Origin of the sequence: Salinibacter altiplanensis, assembly GCF_002894645.1 — a bacterium.
GTDB classification, from domain to species: Bacteria; Bacteroidota; Rhodothermia; order Rhodothermales; family Salinibacteraceae; genus Salinibacter; species Salinibacter altiplanensis.
In genome coordinates this window covers 115,318-128,369 of sequence record NZ_NCQY01000009.1, presented here as the reverse complement: position 1 = coordinate 128,369, position 13,052 = coordinate 115,318, and the positions used below count along the sequence as shown (strand labels likewise).

Genomic DNA, 13,052 nt, shown 5'->3' with positions numbered 1-13,052 from the left:
CACGAGGCCCGCGGCGGCCGCCGCCGTTAGGGGCGTCGACGAGCCGAGAAAGAGGTCCGGGCGTGGCATCTGCAGGCCATGCCGGACGGCCCGGGCTGCGTAGCTCAAAAACGAGGTGAGTCGCTGGGGGGACGTCATGTTGTTGTCGTAGGGCACGTCGAACCGCACGAGGTCGACGCCCGGTGGGGCCCACGGAAACCGGCGGGCCGTTCGCGTGTCCTCCCACGCCCGGGTCGTGATTACCGTTACCGCGTGGTCCTGGCCCAGTCGCTCCACCAATGCGTAGGGCCGGGCCGCGGTGGGGCAGTCCGGGGTGTGGTAGTGTTGAAGAAAGACGGCGATGTGCATAACGCGAGGCTATTGAGGACGAGCAGGCACCCCGACTGCGGTGCAGCCAGGAGGAAGGTCGTCGGTCACCACTGCGCCGGCGCCCACGGTCGTGCCCGTGCCAACGGTGACGCCGGGGAGCACAACGGCCCCTGTCCCCACCGTGACGCCCTGCTTTAGATGGACTGCTCCGGAAAGGCGGACGCCCGGTCGGAGCGAAACGAACGCGTCGAGCACCGCATCGTGCCCCACGGTACAGTGCTGATCGAGAACCACATGGGCGCCTATTTGAACGTCCACGGTCGGAGCAGCGCCCTGGCAAAGAATCGTGCCAGGCCCGAGGGTGACGGTGCGATGCACAGAAACCGTCGGGTGGACGAGGGGGACGGGCTGGAGGTTGAGCGAGGCGAGGCGGTCGGCCACGGACCGGCGAGCTGTGCCGTCTCCGATGGTAAGAGCAACATCGGAAGCCGGCTGGTGGTGGGCGAGCCAGTCAAGGCCGCCCCGAACGGGGAGTCCCATCACGGCGGTGTCGTGGAGGCTCGAATCGTCGTCGACGAAGCCGCGCAGGTCCCATGTGGGGGCCTGCCGGTTCAGGGCTTCGACCAGCGCGGCCACTTCGCGCCCGAATCCACCAGCCCCAACGAGGAAGAGGGGAGCAGGGTCAGACATGCAGCTGAGCGTCGGGAGAGAACGAAGGATTTTGCTCATCGCCATACACGCCCGTGCCCCGAACCAGGAGGAGGGGGGTGCGAAGCAGGACCTGCAGGTCGAGCACGAGGCTCCAGTGTCGCACGTACCATACGTCCAGGTCGATGCGCTCAGGCCACGGGAGCGCGTTGCGCCCATGAATCTGCGCCCAGCCGGTGAGGCCGGGGCGTACGTGAAGGCGTCTGCGCTCGTGGGGGCCATACCGAGCCACCTGCTTCGGCAGCGTGGGGCGGGGGCCGACAAGGCTCATCTCACCGCGCAGGACGTTCCAGAGTTGGGGCAGCTCGTCGAGGGCCCAGCGCCGCAGAACCCCGCCGACACGCGTCGTGTGGGCCGCTGGACGCGTCGCATCGGCCGGCTCATGGGTCAACGTGCGAAACTTGAAGATCCGGAACGGCTCTCCCTGGGATCCGATGCGCGTTTGGGTGAAGAGCAGCGGCCGCCCGTCGTCCAGCCAGATGCAGAGCGCCACGAGTCCGAACACGGGAGCCAGTACTCCCAGGAGAACGCACGCCCCCGCTACGTCGAGAGCGCGCTTGGCCGTTGAGCGAGTTGGGGAGGAGGCAGGCATGGGCGTCAAGACGAGCGGGGCAGGGTGGGAAGAATCTCGGCCAGGGCCTCGGCCACGCGGGTGACGTCCCCACGGCCCATGTCGCCGAAGAAGGGAAGGGCCAGGGTTCGCGCCGAGGCCGCCTCGCACACCGGAAAATCGCCCGGGGCGAAGCCAAACCGGTCGCGGTAGTAGGGCTGTAGGTGGATGGCGGGAAAGTACGGTGCACAGCCCACCCCTCGGGCCTGCAGGCGGTCCATCAGCTGGTCGCGAGCCCCAGGGCCGAAGTGGTCACGCAGACGGACGACGTACACGAACCAGCTCCGTCCCACATCGGCCGGTCGGCCGGGGCGTACCACATCGTCGGCCAGGGGGGCGAGGGCCTCCCGGTACATCTCGGCGACGGCGGCGCGGCGGTCGAGAAGCGCGTCCAGGCGGTCGAGTTGCGCACAGCCGAGGGCCGCCGACATCTCGTCGAGCCGGTAGTTGTAGCCGAGCCGGTCGTGGCGCATGCGGCCGTCCGGCGTGCGGCCTTGGTTGCGGAGGGCGCGGCAGTGGCGGGCCAGGTCGGCGTCGTCGGTTGTGATGCAGCCCCCTTCGCCGGTCGTGATCTGCTTGTTGGGATAGAACCCGAAGCCCGCGGCGTCCCCCCACGTCCCGATGGGGTGTCCCTGAACCGACGCTCCGACGGCCTCACAGGCATCGTCGATAAGGGCGAGGTCGTGCTTTTCGGCCAGGGCCGTGAGGGCGGGCCAGTCGGCGGGCACGCCGAACACATCCACCGCGAGAATGGCCTCGGTCGCCGGGGTGAGTGCGTCCGCCACGCGACCCACGTCGAGATTGTAGGTTCCGGGATCAACGTCGACGAAGCGGGGTCGCAGGTCCTCGTACAGCAGCGCGTTGCTCGACGCGACGAAGCTGAACGGGGTTGTGAGGACCTCGGCGCCCGGCTCCAGATCGAGGGCCGCCACGATGCAGTGCAGAGCGGCCGTTCCGCTACTGACGGCCACGGCGTGTGCGGTGCTGCACCGATCCGCCATGGCGGCTTCGAAGGCCCTCAGGGCGGGGCCGCGCGAGAGGCGGTCCGAGTGCAGCACCTCCCGGACCTGTTCTCGCTCGTGGGAGGACAGGTCCGGCCGGGCGAGCGGAAGCCGGGTCGTGGAGCAGGGGGCGGACTGAGACAAAAGAGGGCAGGGAACGGCTGGGCAGTGCACACAGAACTCTTACGTTTAGAATACTTGCTCTTAACATAAAGAGGCGTTCAACAAAGTTGAAATTGGGGAGGCTGGTTGTCGCTGCGTGAAAAAACGACGGATCGGGAGAGATTTGACCCCTGCCGTGGTGGCGATCAGGCATCAATAATGCGGCGCGGGCATTGCTTTTTCGACTATTGTTTCCGACGTTCACCCGTGGTTTCTCTCATTTCCGGCAACGTCACGTCCTGCGTGTCCGCATTCTGCAGTTCGGAAATGCCGTGTCGTAGAACCGCGCACGCACGGCACAGGCCTTGATCTTGATGCTCCAAAGGAGGCAAAGACGGAGCCTCAACGCCGCTTCGACGCACCTGCTCGTTTCTGCAGGCCGCGCCCCTTGCGCCAGACTTTTTCAGACACCTCGCACCATTCATCATGCCCATGCCCGACGGTACCTCCGAGCACCTCGACTGGCTGGAGTCGGAGGCCATTCACGTCATGCGGGAGACCGTGGCCCAGTTTGACAATCCCGTTCTGATGTTCAGTGGAGGGAAAGACTCGCTCACCATGGTTCACCTGGCCCGGAAGGCATTCCACCCGGCGACGGTGCCGTTCCCGATTCTCCACGTGGACACGGGACACAACTTCCCGGAGACCATCGATTTCCGGGACACCCTGATGGAGAAGCACGACCTGAACCTGATCGTGGGGAGCGTCGAAGAGACGATCGCGTCGGGCCGCGCGAAGGAGGAGCAGGGGCCGGATGCGAGCCGCAACAAGCTCCAGATCGTCACCCTGCTCGACACGATTGAGGAGCACGGGTTCGATGCCGCTCTTGGCGGGGCGCGCCGGGACGAGGAAAAGGCGCGGGCCAAAGAGCGCTTTTTCTCCCACCGAGACCGGTTCGGCAACTGGGACCCGAAAAACCAGCGCCCGGAACTCTGGACCCTCTACAACGGCCGCAGTGGGCAGGGCGAGCACTTCCGCGTGTTTCCCCTCAGCAACTGGACGGAGCTGAACGTGTGGCAGTACATCCAACGGGAGGGCATCGAGATTCCGAGCCTCTACCTGGCCCACGAGCGGACCATGTTTGAGCGGGACGGCGTGCTGCTCCCGAAGTCGCCCTACAACGACCTCCGCGAAGACGAGCACTACGTCGAAAAGAGCGTCCGCTTCCGCACGATTGGGGACATGACCTGCACCGGCGCGGTGGAGTCGACGGCGACGACGCTCGACGAGGTGATCGCGGAGGTGGCCACGACGCAGCAGGCCGAGCGCGGGGCGCGGGCCGACGACCAGCGTGCGGAGGCGGCGATGGAGGAGCGAAAGCGGGAGGGCTATTTCTAGGCGTCTTTTGTTGTCTCATTTGGGCACTGCCTCATTCGGGCATTGCATCATTGGGTCATTGCATCGTTAGGGCATTGTCTCATTCGGGCAGTTAGGGGGCGGGGCACTGGGCGTAGGCACAAGTCGAGGGTTGAAGAGGAGATTGCCTGACACTCGACACCTTCGGCCGCTCACCTCGATTCGACATTCGCAATTCGACATTCGACACGGACACATGGATGTACTTCGGTTTACGACGGCCGGCAGCGTGGACGACGGCAAAAGCACGCTCATCGGGCGGCTCATGTACGACACCCAGGAGATCTTCGAGGAGAAGATGGAGGAGATCGAGCGCAACACCCAGCGGGAGGACGAGGAGCTGGAGCTGGCGCTCCTGACCGACGGCCTCCGCGCGGAGCGGGAGCAGGGCATCACGATCGACGTGGCCTACCGCTACTTTTCCACCCCGGAGCGCAAGTTTATCATTGCCGACACGCCGGGCCACGAGCAGTACACCCGCAACATGGTGACGGGGGCCTCGACGGCGGAGCTGGCGGTGGAGCTGATCGATGCCCGGAACGGGGTGCTGGAGCAGACGCGGCGGCACGGCTTCATCACCTCACTGCTGCAGATTCCCCATGTCATCGTGGCGGTCAACAAGATGGACCTCGTCGGCTACAGCGAGGCCCGCTTCCGCGAGATCGTGGCCGCGTACAAGGACTTCGCCGACAACCTGGATGTGCAGGACATCACGTTCGTCCCGATCTCGGCCCTGAAGGGCGACAACGTGGTGCACCATTCCGAAAACATGCCGTGGTACGAGGGGTCCACCCTCCTGCACCGGCTGGAGACCGTGCGGACGGAGTCGACGCGCAACCAGGTGGACTTCCGGTTCCCGGTGCAGACCACGATTCGGCCCCACCAGGACTTCCGGGGCTTTGCCGGACAGATTGCGTCCGGGACGGTGCGGCCGGGGGAGGAGATTACGGTGCTTCCGTCCGGGCACACCTCGGCGGTAGACACGATCACGACGCTGGACGGAGACCTCGACGAGGCGGGCCCCGGCGACTCGGTGGTGCTGTCCCTGGAGGACGAGCTCGACGTCAGCCGCGGCTCGATGATTGTGCGGAGCCGTAACAAACCGGACGTGACCCGGCAGCTCGACGCCGACCTCTGCTGGATGAACGAGGAGGCGATGCGCCAGGACCGCCCCTACGTGCTTCAGCACACCACGCGTCGGACGCAGGCCTACGTGTCAAAGATCGTGTACCGGACCAACGTGGAGACCTTTCACCGAGAGGAGGCCGACACCTTCGAGCTCAACGACATCGGCCGGGTCGAGATCGAGACGGCCGACCCGCTGTTCGCGGACCCGTACAAGATCAACCAGGCGACGGGCAGCTTCATCCTGATCGACCCGGACACCAACGACACGGTGGCCGCCGGCATGATCCGGGGCGTGGCCACCGACGTGACCCCATTTGGCGAGCAGCCAGCGTCGGAGGCGGAGGACGAACCGGAGAGCTCCCCGAACGTGGTGTGGGAGGGGCTCCAGATTCCACGAGAGGACCGCGAAGCGAAGAATGACCACAAGGCAGGCGTCGTGTGGCTGACGGGCCTGTCCGGCGCCGGCAAGTCCACGATCGCGAAGGCGGTGGAGGAGCGCTTGTTCGACGCGGATGTGCAGACGATGATGCTGGACGGGGACAACGTGCGGCACGGCCTGAGCGGCGACCTCGGTTTCGCGCCCGCCGACCGCAAAGAGAACATCCGCCGGGTGGGCGAGGTGGCGCGGCTCTTCTTCGAGCAGGGCAACGTGACGCTCTGCTCGTTCGTCTCGCCGTATCAGGAGGACCGCGACCGGGCCCGAGAGCTGCTGCCGGAGGACGTCCGCGACCGCTTCCTGGAGGTACACGTCGACTGTCCGCTGGAGGTGTGCAAGGAGCGGGACGCAAAGGGCCTCTACGCGAAGGCCGAGGCCGGCGAGATTGCCAACTTCACCGGCGTCTCCGCCCCCTACGAGGCGCCGACGGACCCGGACGTGGTGGTGGACACCGACACGGACGACGTGGAGGCATGCGTCGATCAGATCGTCGAGGTCCTCCAGGCCCGCGAGATCGTGTAGCACCGGCAGACGGTGTTTTGCCAGTCCCGACCGATGTGGCACGTAGAGCACGCTCCCCGAACAGATGCTCGGTTTCGCGGCGGCTTTTGAGGGGCTCGGCCCCGATGCCTGGCTCACGGGTGCCGTCGTTATAGGGGTGGTGGGGGCGTTGATGGCGGACGTCGGGCGTCCGGACCTCGTCCTGCTAAGCGGCCTCGCCGTGCTGCTCGTCACGGGCGTCGTGGCGCCGGCGGAGGCCTTCGCTGGGTTCTCCAACGCCGCCGTTCTCACTGTGGGTGCCCTCTACGTGGTGGCCGGGGGCGTGCAGCACACCAATGCCCTCTCAAGGCTCGATCGGGTGCTCTTTCCCGAGACCACGCGGTTGGGGCCCGTCCTGGCCCGCTTCATGGTGCCAACCTCTGTCCTGTCCGGCCTGCTCAACAACACGCCGATCGTGGCGATGCTCACGCCGCGCCTGCAGGCGTGGGCCGACGCGCAGGACATCCCCGCCTCGAAGCTGATGATCCCGCTCTCCTACGCGGCGATCGCCGGGGGCATGACGACGCTCATCGGGACCTCTACGAACCTCATCGTGGCGGGGCTCATGGAGGCGGAAGGGTACGAGCCGCTCCACCTGTTCGACGTCACCTGGGTGGGCGTGCCCGCAGCCCTCGTTGTCATCGCCTATTTCGTGTTGGGCGGCCACCGCTTGCTGCCGGATCGGGGCGGGGGAACGGCCGCAGCGGAGGAGAACCTCGGCCAGAACATGTTCGAGGTGACCGTCACCGCGCCGTCCCCCATCGTGGGCCAGACGGTGGCCGAGGCGGGCCTGCGCGACCTCGGGGACGCCTACCTGACGCACGTCCGCCGTGGGGAGGAGGTGTTGCAGGGCCGCCCGGACCGTCCCCTTGAGGAGGGCGACATCCTGGCCTTCAACGGCAGTCTTGCCGCGCGGGAGCGGCTTCTGGGGCGCCGAGGCCTCACGCGCACCCTGCCCGACCCCGATGACGCCCGCGGCGACCCGGCCCGCTACGAGACCCTGCCGCTCTACGAGGCGGTCATCGCCGAGTCGTCAAACCTGGTGGGCACCACGCTCGGGGCGGCCAACTTCCGCGAGCAGTACCAAGGCGTCGTCCTCGGCATCCAGCGCCAGGACGAGCCGCTCTCGGGGCCGGTGGGCACGACGGAGCTGCAGGCGGGCGACCTGCTGATCGTGGAGGCACCCGGCGACTTCCAGGAGCGATGGAGCAGCGGCAGCCGGGAGGAATTCTATCTTGTCGCGCCCCGCGACGGGCGGGCCCGCCGGAACGATGCGTCCGAAGACGCCGAGGCGGACACGGACCGGTCGGGGCGGGCCCCGATTGCCCTTGGACTGACCGGCGCGATGGTGCTCGCGGCGGCGACGGGCCTGGCGCCCATCGTCACGGCCGCCTTCCTCGCGGCCCTCCTCATGGTTGGAACCGGGTGCATCCGGCCGGCGGAGGCGCAGCGGGCGCTCAACGTGCAGGTGCTCGTCGTCATCGCGGCGGCCCTCGGCGTCGGGACGGCCCTCGAGGCCACCGGGCTCGCGGAGGCAGTGGCCCGGAGCGTCCTCTCCGTCACCGAGCCGCTCGGGCCCGTGGCCGTTCTCGTGGCCCTCTATCTGCTGACCAACCTCCTGACCGAGATCATTACGAACAACGCCGCCGCGGTGTTGATGCTGCCCATCGCGATGGCGGCGGCGTCGAGCCTCGGGGCCCCGCCCATCGCCTTCGGGGTTCTGGTGGCCGTGGCCGCCTCCGCAAGCTTCCTCACGCCCATCGGCTACCAGACAAACCTGATGGTGATGGCGCCGGGGGGCTACCGGTTCAGCGACTACGCCCGCGTGGGCTGGCCGGTCACCCTGCTCGTGATGGGGACCTCGGTCACCGTCATTTCGCTGGTGTGGCTCTAGCGTAGCAAGATTGGAAACCTTGAGTGACCTGTTACACGTTGGTGCAGTCCAAAAGACGACCACCACTACATGTATGAAAGGCCTGTTGAGCGGGCCGAGATCGTCTTGATGACAGACGTACTCGCCCCCTACCGAGACACAGTGCGCCGCCGGGGCGACCAGGCCCGTTGCGAGCAGAAGCGGCATCGAGATTCTCCCGGAGGGAGTCGGCACCGAAAGTTGCCGGAGCAGATGGATACAGAGCTTGACGGGCCCCCTCCCTCAGTCCTGTCGGATGATACTCGAAAACCTGGACCGGCTATTGGAGGTCTCGACACGTGGTGTGCAATGACATGCCCTCGAACTTGACTGTGCAGCTTGATCTTCCTGCGAGACGACTATTAAAGAGACCGAAGAGCGCATCCTTTTGAGTCTTCGTGCCTTCGCTCGGACCCTCGATCGGATGGTCCCCGAAAGAGGATGAGAGTACGGTGTATCCGGCCCATGTTCTCTGCCCAATCCTCGGCCCATGGAGTCCCCAGTTCTGAACATCATCATCGAGCGTGTCGTGGAGGTGGCCGATCCGGAGCGAATCATCCTGTTTGGGTCGGCCGCCCGGGATGAGATGGGGCCGCACAGCGATGTGGATCTCCTGGTAGTGAAGGCGGGCATTCATTGCCGCAAGTTGGCGCAGCGGATCTACCGGAATCTTATCGGGGTCGGTCAATCGGTTGATATTGTCGTCGTGACCCCGGAAGACGTAGAGCGGTACGCAAACAGCCACTCTCTCGTTATCTCGTCTGCTTTGGAAGAAGGAACTGAGGTCTACAGTGCCCCAATGACGGCCACCGGATGATCCCCGAGCTTGGCTCGATCGGGCTCGAAGCAATATGGCTCGGGCTCGGCAGACGCATCCCGACGTGTACCTGGAAGATTTGTGTTTTGATGCCCAGCAAGCGGCTGAAAAAGCCCTCAAGGGGCTGCTGATCCATCTGGACGTATCCGTTCCGCACACGCACGACCTGGCAAATCTGATTACTCTCGTTCAAAAGCAAAGATTGGAGGTCCCAGGCTCGGTAGAAGAAGCCGCAATCTTGACGGATTACGCGGTTTCTGTCCGGTATCCAGGGATTGGAGAATCGGTCACCAGAGACGAATACGAACAGGCCGTAGCGATCGCCGAACACGTTCTGGAGTGGGTAGAGGGCCACCTGGAGGAAGACGGAGAGACGCTAGACTCACGAACTGACTGACCCAAACCGATCGCATGAACGACACCTTTCTCGTCACCGGCGGCGCGGGCTTTATCGGCTCGGCGGTGGTGCGCCACCTCATTCAGAAAACCGAGGCGACCGTCGTCACCGTCGACGCGCTGACCTACGCCGGGCACCGCGAGAATCTCGCGCCCGTGGCCGACAGCCCCCGCCACCACTTCGAGCACGAGGACATCACCGATGCCCCGGCCATGCACCGCCTCTTCCGCGAGCACGAGCCGGATGGGGTGCTCCACCTCGCGGCGGAGTCGCACGTGGACCGCTCCATCGATGGGCCGGCCGCCTTCGTGCAGACGAACGTGGTGGGCACACAGGTGCTGCTGGAGGCGGCGCGGACCCACTGGGAGGAACAGGGCCGGCCCGACGGGTTCCGGTTCCTCCACGTCTCGACCGACGAAGTATACGGGGAGCTCGGCGAGACCGGCGCGTTCACCGAGGAGACCCCCTACGACCCCAGCTCGCCCTACTCGGCCAGCAAGGCCGGGGCCGACCACCTCGCCCGGGCGTGGCACCGAACGTACGACCTGCCAGTCCTCATCACCAACTGCTCGAACAACTACGGCCCGTACCAGCACCCGGAGAAGCTCATTCCGGTCGTCATCCGCAGCGCACTGGACGGGGCGCCGATTCCGGTGTACGGCACCGGCGAGAACGTGCGCGACTGGCTCTACGTGGAGGACCACGTCCGCGCGCTGCTCCACGTGCTGCGCGAGGGGGCGGTGGGCGAAACGTACAACATCGGGGGCGACTGCGAGCAGCAGAACCTTGCGGTTGTCCGGCGGATTTGTGCCCTCCTGGATGAGCGACGGCCCAAGGGGGCCCCGCACCGGGACCTGATTACATTCGTGGAGGACCGGCCGGGGCACGACTGGCGCTACGCCATCGACGCGAGCAAGATCGAAACGGAGCTCGGCTGGACGCCCCGGGTCGACTTCGAGGAGGGCCTGCGCCGGACGGTCGACTGGTACGCGGAGCACCGGAACTGGGTGGAGGCGGTCGGGCGGGACGCCGACGACGGGGCCGCAGCAGAGGCGGATTGATGCGTGAAACGTGAAAAGTGAAACGGGCGGTGGAGGCCGACTCATACTCTGGGCACCACTCCTTGCGCGTCATGCACTGTGACGACGCTTTCACGGACTTGAGAAGGGCTTTGACGAGATGAGCGACGACGAAAGTAGCACTTCGGCCCGCACCCGGAAGGGCATTCTGCTTGCTGGCGGAGCGGGCACGCGGCTGCATCCGGCCACGCGGGCGGTGAGCAAGCAGCTCGTGCCCGTCTACGACAAGCCGATGGTGTACTACCCGCTCTCTACACTGATGCGGGCGGGCATCCGGGACATTCTCCTGATTTCGACGCCGAAAGACCTGCCCCGCTTCGAGGACCTGCTGGGGGACGGCGCGCAGTGGGGCCTGACCCTCCGCTACGCCGAGCAGCCGGAGCCGAAGGGCATCGCGCAGGCCTTCACGATCGGGGCCGATTTCATCGGCGGGGACGACGTGTGCCTCATCCTGGGCGACAACATTTTTCACGGGGAGGGGCTGGGCCCCAAGCTGCGTCGGGCCGCCGGGCAGTCGGGGGGCGGCACCGTGTTCGCCTACTACGTGAACGACCCGGAGCGCTACGGCGTCGTGGACTTCGACGACGCGGGGCGGGCCCACACCATCGAAGAGAAGCCCGACGCGCCGCCGTCCAACTATGCGGTGACCGGCCTGTATTTCTACGACGCGGACGTGGTCGACATCGCCGCGGGCCTGGAGCCGTCGGGGCGGGGCGAGCTGGAGATCACGGACGTGAACCGGCACTACCTGCGCCGAGACCGCCTCCACGTCGAAACCCTGGGGCGGGGCATGGCGTGGCTCGACACCGGCACGCACGGCTCGCTGCTCCAGGCGGCCAACTTTGTGCAGACGATCGAGGAGCGCCAGGGGCTGAAGATCAGCTGTCCGGAGGAAATTGCCTGGCAGAAAGGCTGGATCGAGGCCGACGACGTGCTGCGCATTGGACACTCGATGGACAACAATGCCTACGGCCAGTACCTGATCGACCTCGTGGCGCGTGTCCGGGGCGACACGGCGCCCGCCTCCGCCTCGTGAGATTCCTTCAAGACCCGCAGTCCGATGACGGTTTCCGAGACCGCCCTCCCTGGCGTGCGCCTGATCGACCTGGACGTCCATGAAGACGACCGCGGCGCGTTCACCGAACTCTGGAACGCCCGAGACCACGGGCACCACGGCCTCGACACCACGTTCGTCCAGGACAACCTGTCCCGGTCCCGGGAGGGAGTGCTCCGCGGCCTTCATTTCCAAAACCCCCGGCCGCAGGGGAAGCTGATCTCGGTATTGAAGGGAGAGGTGTACGACGTGGTGGTCGACGTGCGGGCGGAGGCGGACACGTTTGGGGCGTGGGCGGGACACGCCCTCTCGGCCGAGAACGCGCGGCAGCTGTATGTGCCGGAGGGGTACGCCCACGGCTTCGCGGTCACGAGCGGCGAGGCGCTCTTTCACTACAAGTGCACTGACTTTTACCACCCCGAGGCCGACCAGACCCTCCGGTGGGACGATCCGTCGCTCGGCATCGACTGGCCGGTCGAGGACCCCGTCCTGTCGGATAAAGACGCGACGGCGCCCACGCTGGACGAGATGCCCCGCGAGGCTCTTCGGTTCGACGACGTTCGATAAGTTCAATCCGCAATGCCTGACGGGACCGTCCCCATTTTGCTGCTCGGGGCCACCGGACAAGTGGGCCACGCGCTACGGCGTCCCCTCGCGTCCCTCGGCACGGTGCACGCCCCCGGCCGGGCCACGGTCGACCTGACGGCCCCGGCCTCCATTCGTCGCGTGGTGGCGGACCTGGAGCCGCGCCTCATCGTGAACGCGGCGGCGTACACCGACGTCGACGGGGCCGAGGCGGAGCCGGAGCGGGCCGCCCGCCTCAACGCCGAGGCGCCCCGTGTGCTGGCCGAGGCGGCTCGTGACGTGGGGGCCTGGTGTGTGCATTACTCCACCGACTACGTGTTCGACGGGACGAGGCGCGTGCCCTACACCGAGGACATCCCCCCCAATCCGATCAACGCATACGGCCGCACCAAGCGCGCCGGCGAAGAGGCCGTACAGGCCGCCTGTGACCGCCACGTCGTCCTGCGCACGAGCTGGATGTATAGCCGCCGCCGGTCCAATTTCGTAAGGGCCATGCTGCGCCTGGCCGACGACACCGACCGACTCACCGTGGTGGACGACCAGATCGGCGTGCCGACCTGGGCGGGCGGGCTCGCCGAGGCAACGGCCTCGATCTGTGAACAGCTCCTCGCGGTCGACGACGCGTCCCTGTCGGGGCTGTACCACCTCACGGGCACCGGCCAGACGAGCTGGTACGGCTTTGCTCAGGCGATCTTTGCCCAGTTTGGGCGGCCGGACGTGACGGTCGAGCCCGTGTCCTCAGGCGAGTACGAGACGACGGCGCCGCGCCCGGCCTACACCGTGCTCGATGCGAGCCGGGCCCGAGAGGTCTTCGGCCTGCCGGACACGCCGTGGACGGCCCAGCTGGCCCGCTTCCGCGAGCACGTGGCGTCCGTGGGCGACACGTCGGCCGCAGACGTCTCCTGAAGTCGAATATTCGAAAAAGCCGTTGGCCCTGACACGGATTCGTTCGCCTTTC

At 66.5% G+C, this 13,052-nt stretch carries 11 protein-coding genes and 2 pseudogenes; 9 read left to right on the top strand and 4 right to left on the bottom strand.

The genetic code is table 11. The features are described from left to right. The 4 genes and pseudogenes from B7R93_RS15450 to B7R93_RS03835 form a co-directional block, all read right to left on the bottom strand. Nucleotides 1-348 (bottom strand): annotated as a pseudogene (locus B7R93_RS15450) (glycosyltransferase family 4 protein); the annotation flags it as partial. A gap of 9 nt (nt 349-357) precedes the next feature. After that, on the bottom strand, nt 358-999 hold the full coding sequence (locus tag B7R93_RS03845) for a NeuD/PglB/VioB family sugar acetyltransferase (protein ID WP_157942186.1): 642 nt from the start codon (nt 997-999) through the stop codon (nt 358-360). Further along, complete coding sequence (locus B7R93_RS03840; protein WP_103019512.1) at nt 992-1,609, bottom strand: sugar transferase; 618 nt, start codon at nt 1,607-1,609, stop codon at nt 992-994. The genes B7R93_RS03845 and B7R93_RS03840 overlap by 8 nt, the downstream gene beginning before the upstream one ends. 5 nt (nt 1,610-1,614) lie before the next feature. Beyond that, nucleotides 1,615-2,772 carry a DegT/DnrJ/EryC1/StrS family aminotransferase gene (locus B7R93_RS03835; RefSeq protein ID WP_103019511.1) on the bottom strand — a complete coding sequence of 386 codons (1,158 nt, stop codon included), beginning with the start codon at nt 2,770-2,772 and terminating at the stop codon, nt 1,615-1,617. A 450-nt stretch (nt 2,773-3,222) separates the two neighbouring features. Here B7R93_RS03835 and cysD point away from each other — a divergent pair, with 450 nt between their 5' ends. From cysD to rfbD, 9 genes and pseudogenes are all read left to right on the top strand, one after another. Further along, nucleotides 3,223-4,128: a sulfate adenylyltransferase subunit CysD gene (gene cysD / locus B7R93_RS03830; RefSeq protein WP_103019851.1), complete on the top strand. Its 906-nt coding sequence runs from the start codon at nt 3,223-3,225 to the stop codon at nt 4,126-4,128. A gap of 199 nt (nt 4,129-4,327) precedes the next feature. After that, nucleotides 4,328-6,232 carry a sulfate adenylyltransferase subunit CysN gene (gene cysN, locus B7R93_RS03825; RefSeq protein ID WP_423815918.1) on the top strand — a complete coding sequence of 635 codons (1,905 nt, stop codon included), beginning with the start codon at nt 4,328-4,330 and terminating at the stop codon, nt 6,230-6,232. Nucleotides 6,233-6,296: 64 nt separating this feature from the next. Beyond that, complete coding sequence (locus B7R93_RS03820; RefSeq protein WP_103019509.1) at nt 6,297-8,144, top strand: SLC13 family permease; 1,848 nt, start codon at nt 6,297-6,299, stop codon at nt 8,142-8,144. 508 nt (nt 8,145-8,652) lie between these two features. Then, nucleotides 8,653-8,979: a nucleotidyltransferase domain-containing protein gene (locus B7R93_RS03815; RefSeq protein WP_103019508.1), complete on the top strand. Its 327-nt coding sequence runs from the start codon at nt 8,653-8,655 to the stop codon at nt 8,977-8,979. A gap of 16 nt (nt 8,980-8,995) precedes the next feature. Next, a pseudogene (locus B7R93_RS03810) lies at nt 8,996-9,376 on the top strand (HEPN domain-containing protein); the annotation flags it as partial. 14 nt (nt 9,377-9,390) lie between these two features. Continuing rightward, nucleotides 9,391-10,437 carry a dTDP-glucose 4,6-dehydratase gene (rfbB, locus tag B7R93_RS03805; RefSeq protein WP_103019506.1) on the top strand — a complete coding sequence of 349 codons (1,047 nt, stop codon included), beginning with the start codon at nt 9,391-9,393 and terminating at the stop codon, nt 10,435-10,437. A 118-nt stretch (nt 10,438-10,555) separates the two neighbouring features. Then, nucleotides 10,556-11,491, top strand: a complete 936-nt coding sequence (gene rfbA, locus B7R93_RS03800; RefSeq protein ID WP_103019505.1) for a glucose-1-phosphate thymidylyltransferase RfbA — start codon at nt 10,556-10,558, stop codon at nt 11,489-11,491. 24 nt (nt 11,492-11,515) lie between these two features. After that, entirely contained in the window at nt 11,516-12,076 is a 561-nt protein-coding gene (gene rfbC, locus B7R93_RS03795; RefSeq protein ID WP_103019504.1) for a dTDP-4-dehydrorhamnose 3,5-epimerase, read from the top strand. 12 nt (nt 12,077-12,088) lie between these two features. Then, nucleotides 12,089-13,000 (top strand): dTDP-4-dehydrorhamnose reductase, encoded by a 912-nt coding sequence (rfbD, locus tag B7R93_RS03790; protein WP_103019503.1) that lies wholly within the window; start codon nt 12,089-12,091, stop codon nt 12,998-13,000. Nucleotides 13,001-13,052 lie beyond the last annotated feature (52 nt).

Bases quoted from the DNA above. Each gene is read 5' to 3' on its own strand.
- B7R93_RS03845 (WP_157942186.1), bottom strand. From the start codon at position 999: ATGTCTGACCCTGCTCCCCTCTTCCTCGTTGGGGCTGGTGGATTCGGG.
- B7R93_RS03840 (WP_103019512.1), bottom strand. From the start codon at position 1,609: ATGCCTGCCTCCTCCCCAACTCGCTCAACGGCCAAGCGCGCTCTCGAC.
- cysD (WP_103019851.1), top strand. From the start codon at position 3,223: ATGCCCGACGGTACCTCCGAGCACCTCGACTGGCTGGAGTCGGAGGCC.
- B7R93_RS03820 (WP_103019509.1), top strand. From the start codon at position 6,297: ATGCTCGGTTTCGCGGCGGCTTTTGAGGGGCTCGGCCCCGATGCCTGG.
- B7R93_RS03815 (WP_103019508.1), top strand. From the start codon at position 8,653: ATGGAGTCCCCAGTTCTGAACATCATCATCGAGCGTGTCGTGGAGGTG.
- rfbB (WP_103019506.1), top strand. From the start codon at position 9,391: ATGAACGACACCTTTCTCGTCACCGGCGGCGCGGGCTTTATCGGCTCG.
- rfbA (WP_103019505.1), top strand. From the start codon at position 10,556: ATGAGCGACGACGAAAGTAGCACTTCGGCCCGCACCCGGAAGGGCATT.
- rfbC (WP_103019504.1), top strand. From the start codon at position 11,516: ATGACGGTTTCCGAGACCGCCCTCCCTGGCGTGCGCCTGATCGACCTG.
- rfbD (WP_103019503.1), top strand. From the start codon at position 12,089: ATGCCTGACGGGACCGTCCCCATTTTGCTGCTCGGGGCCACCGGACAA.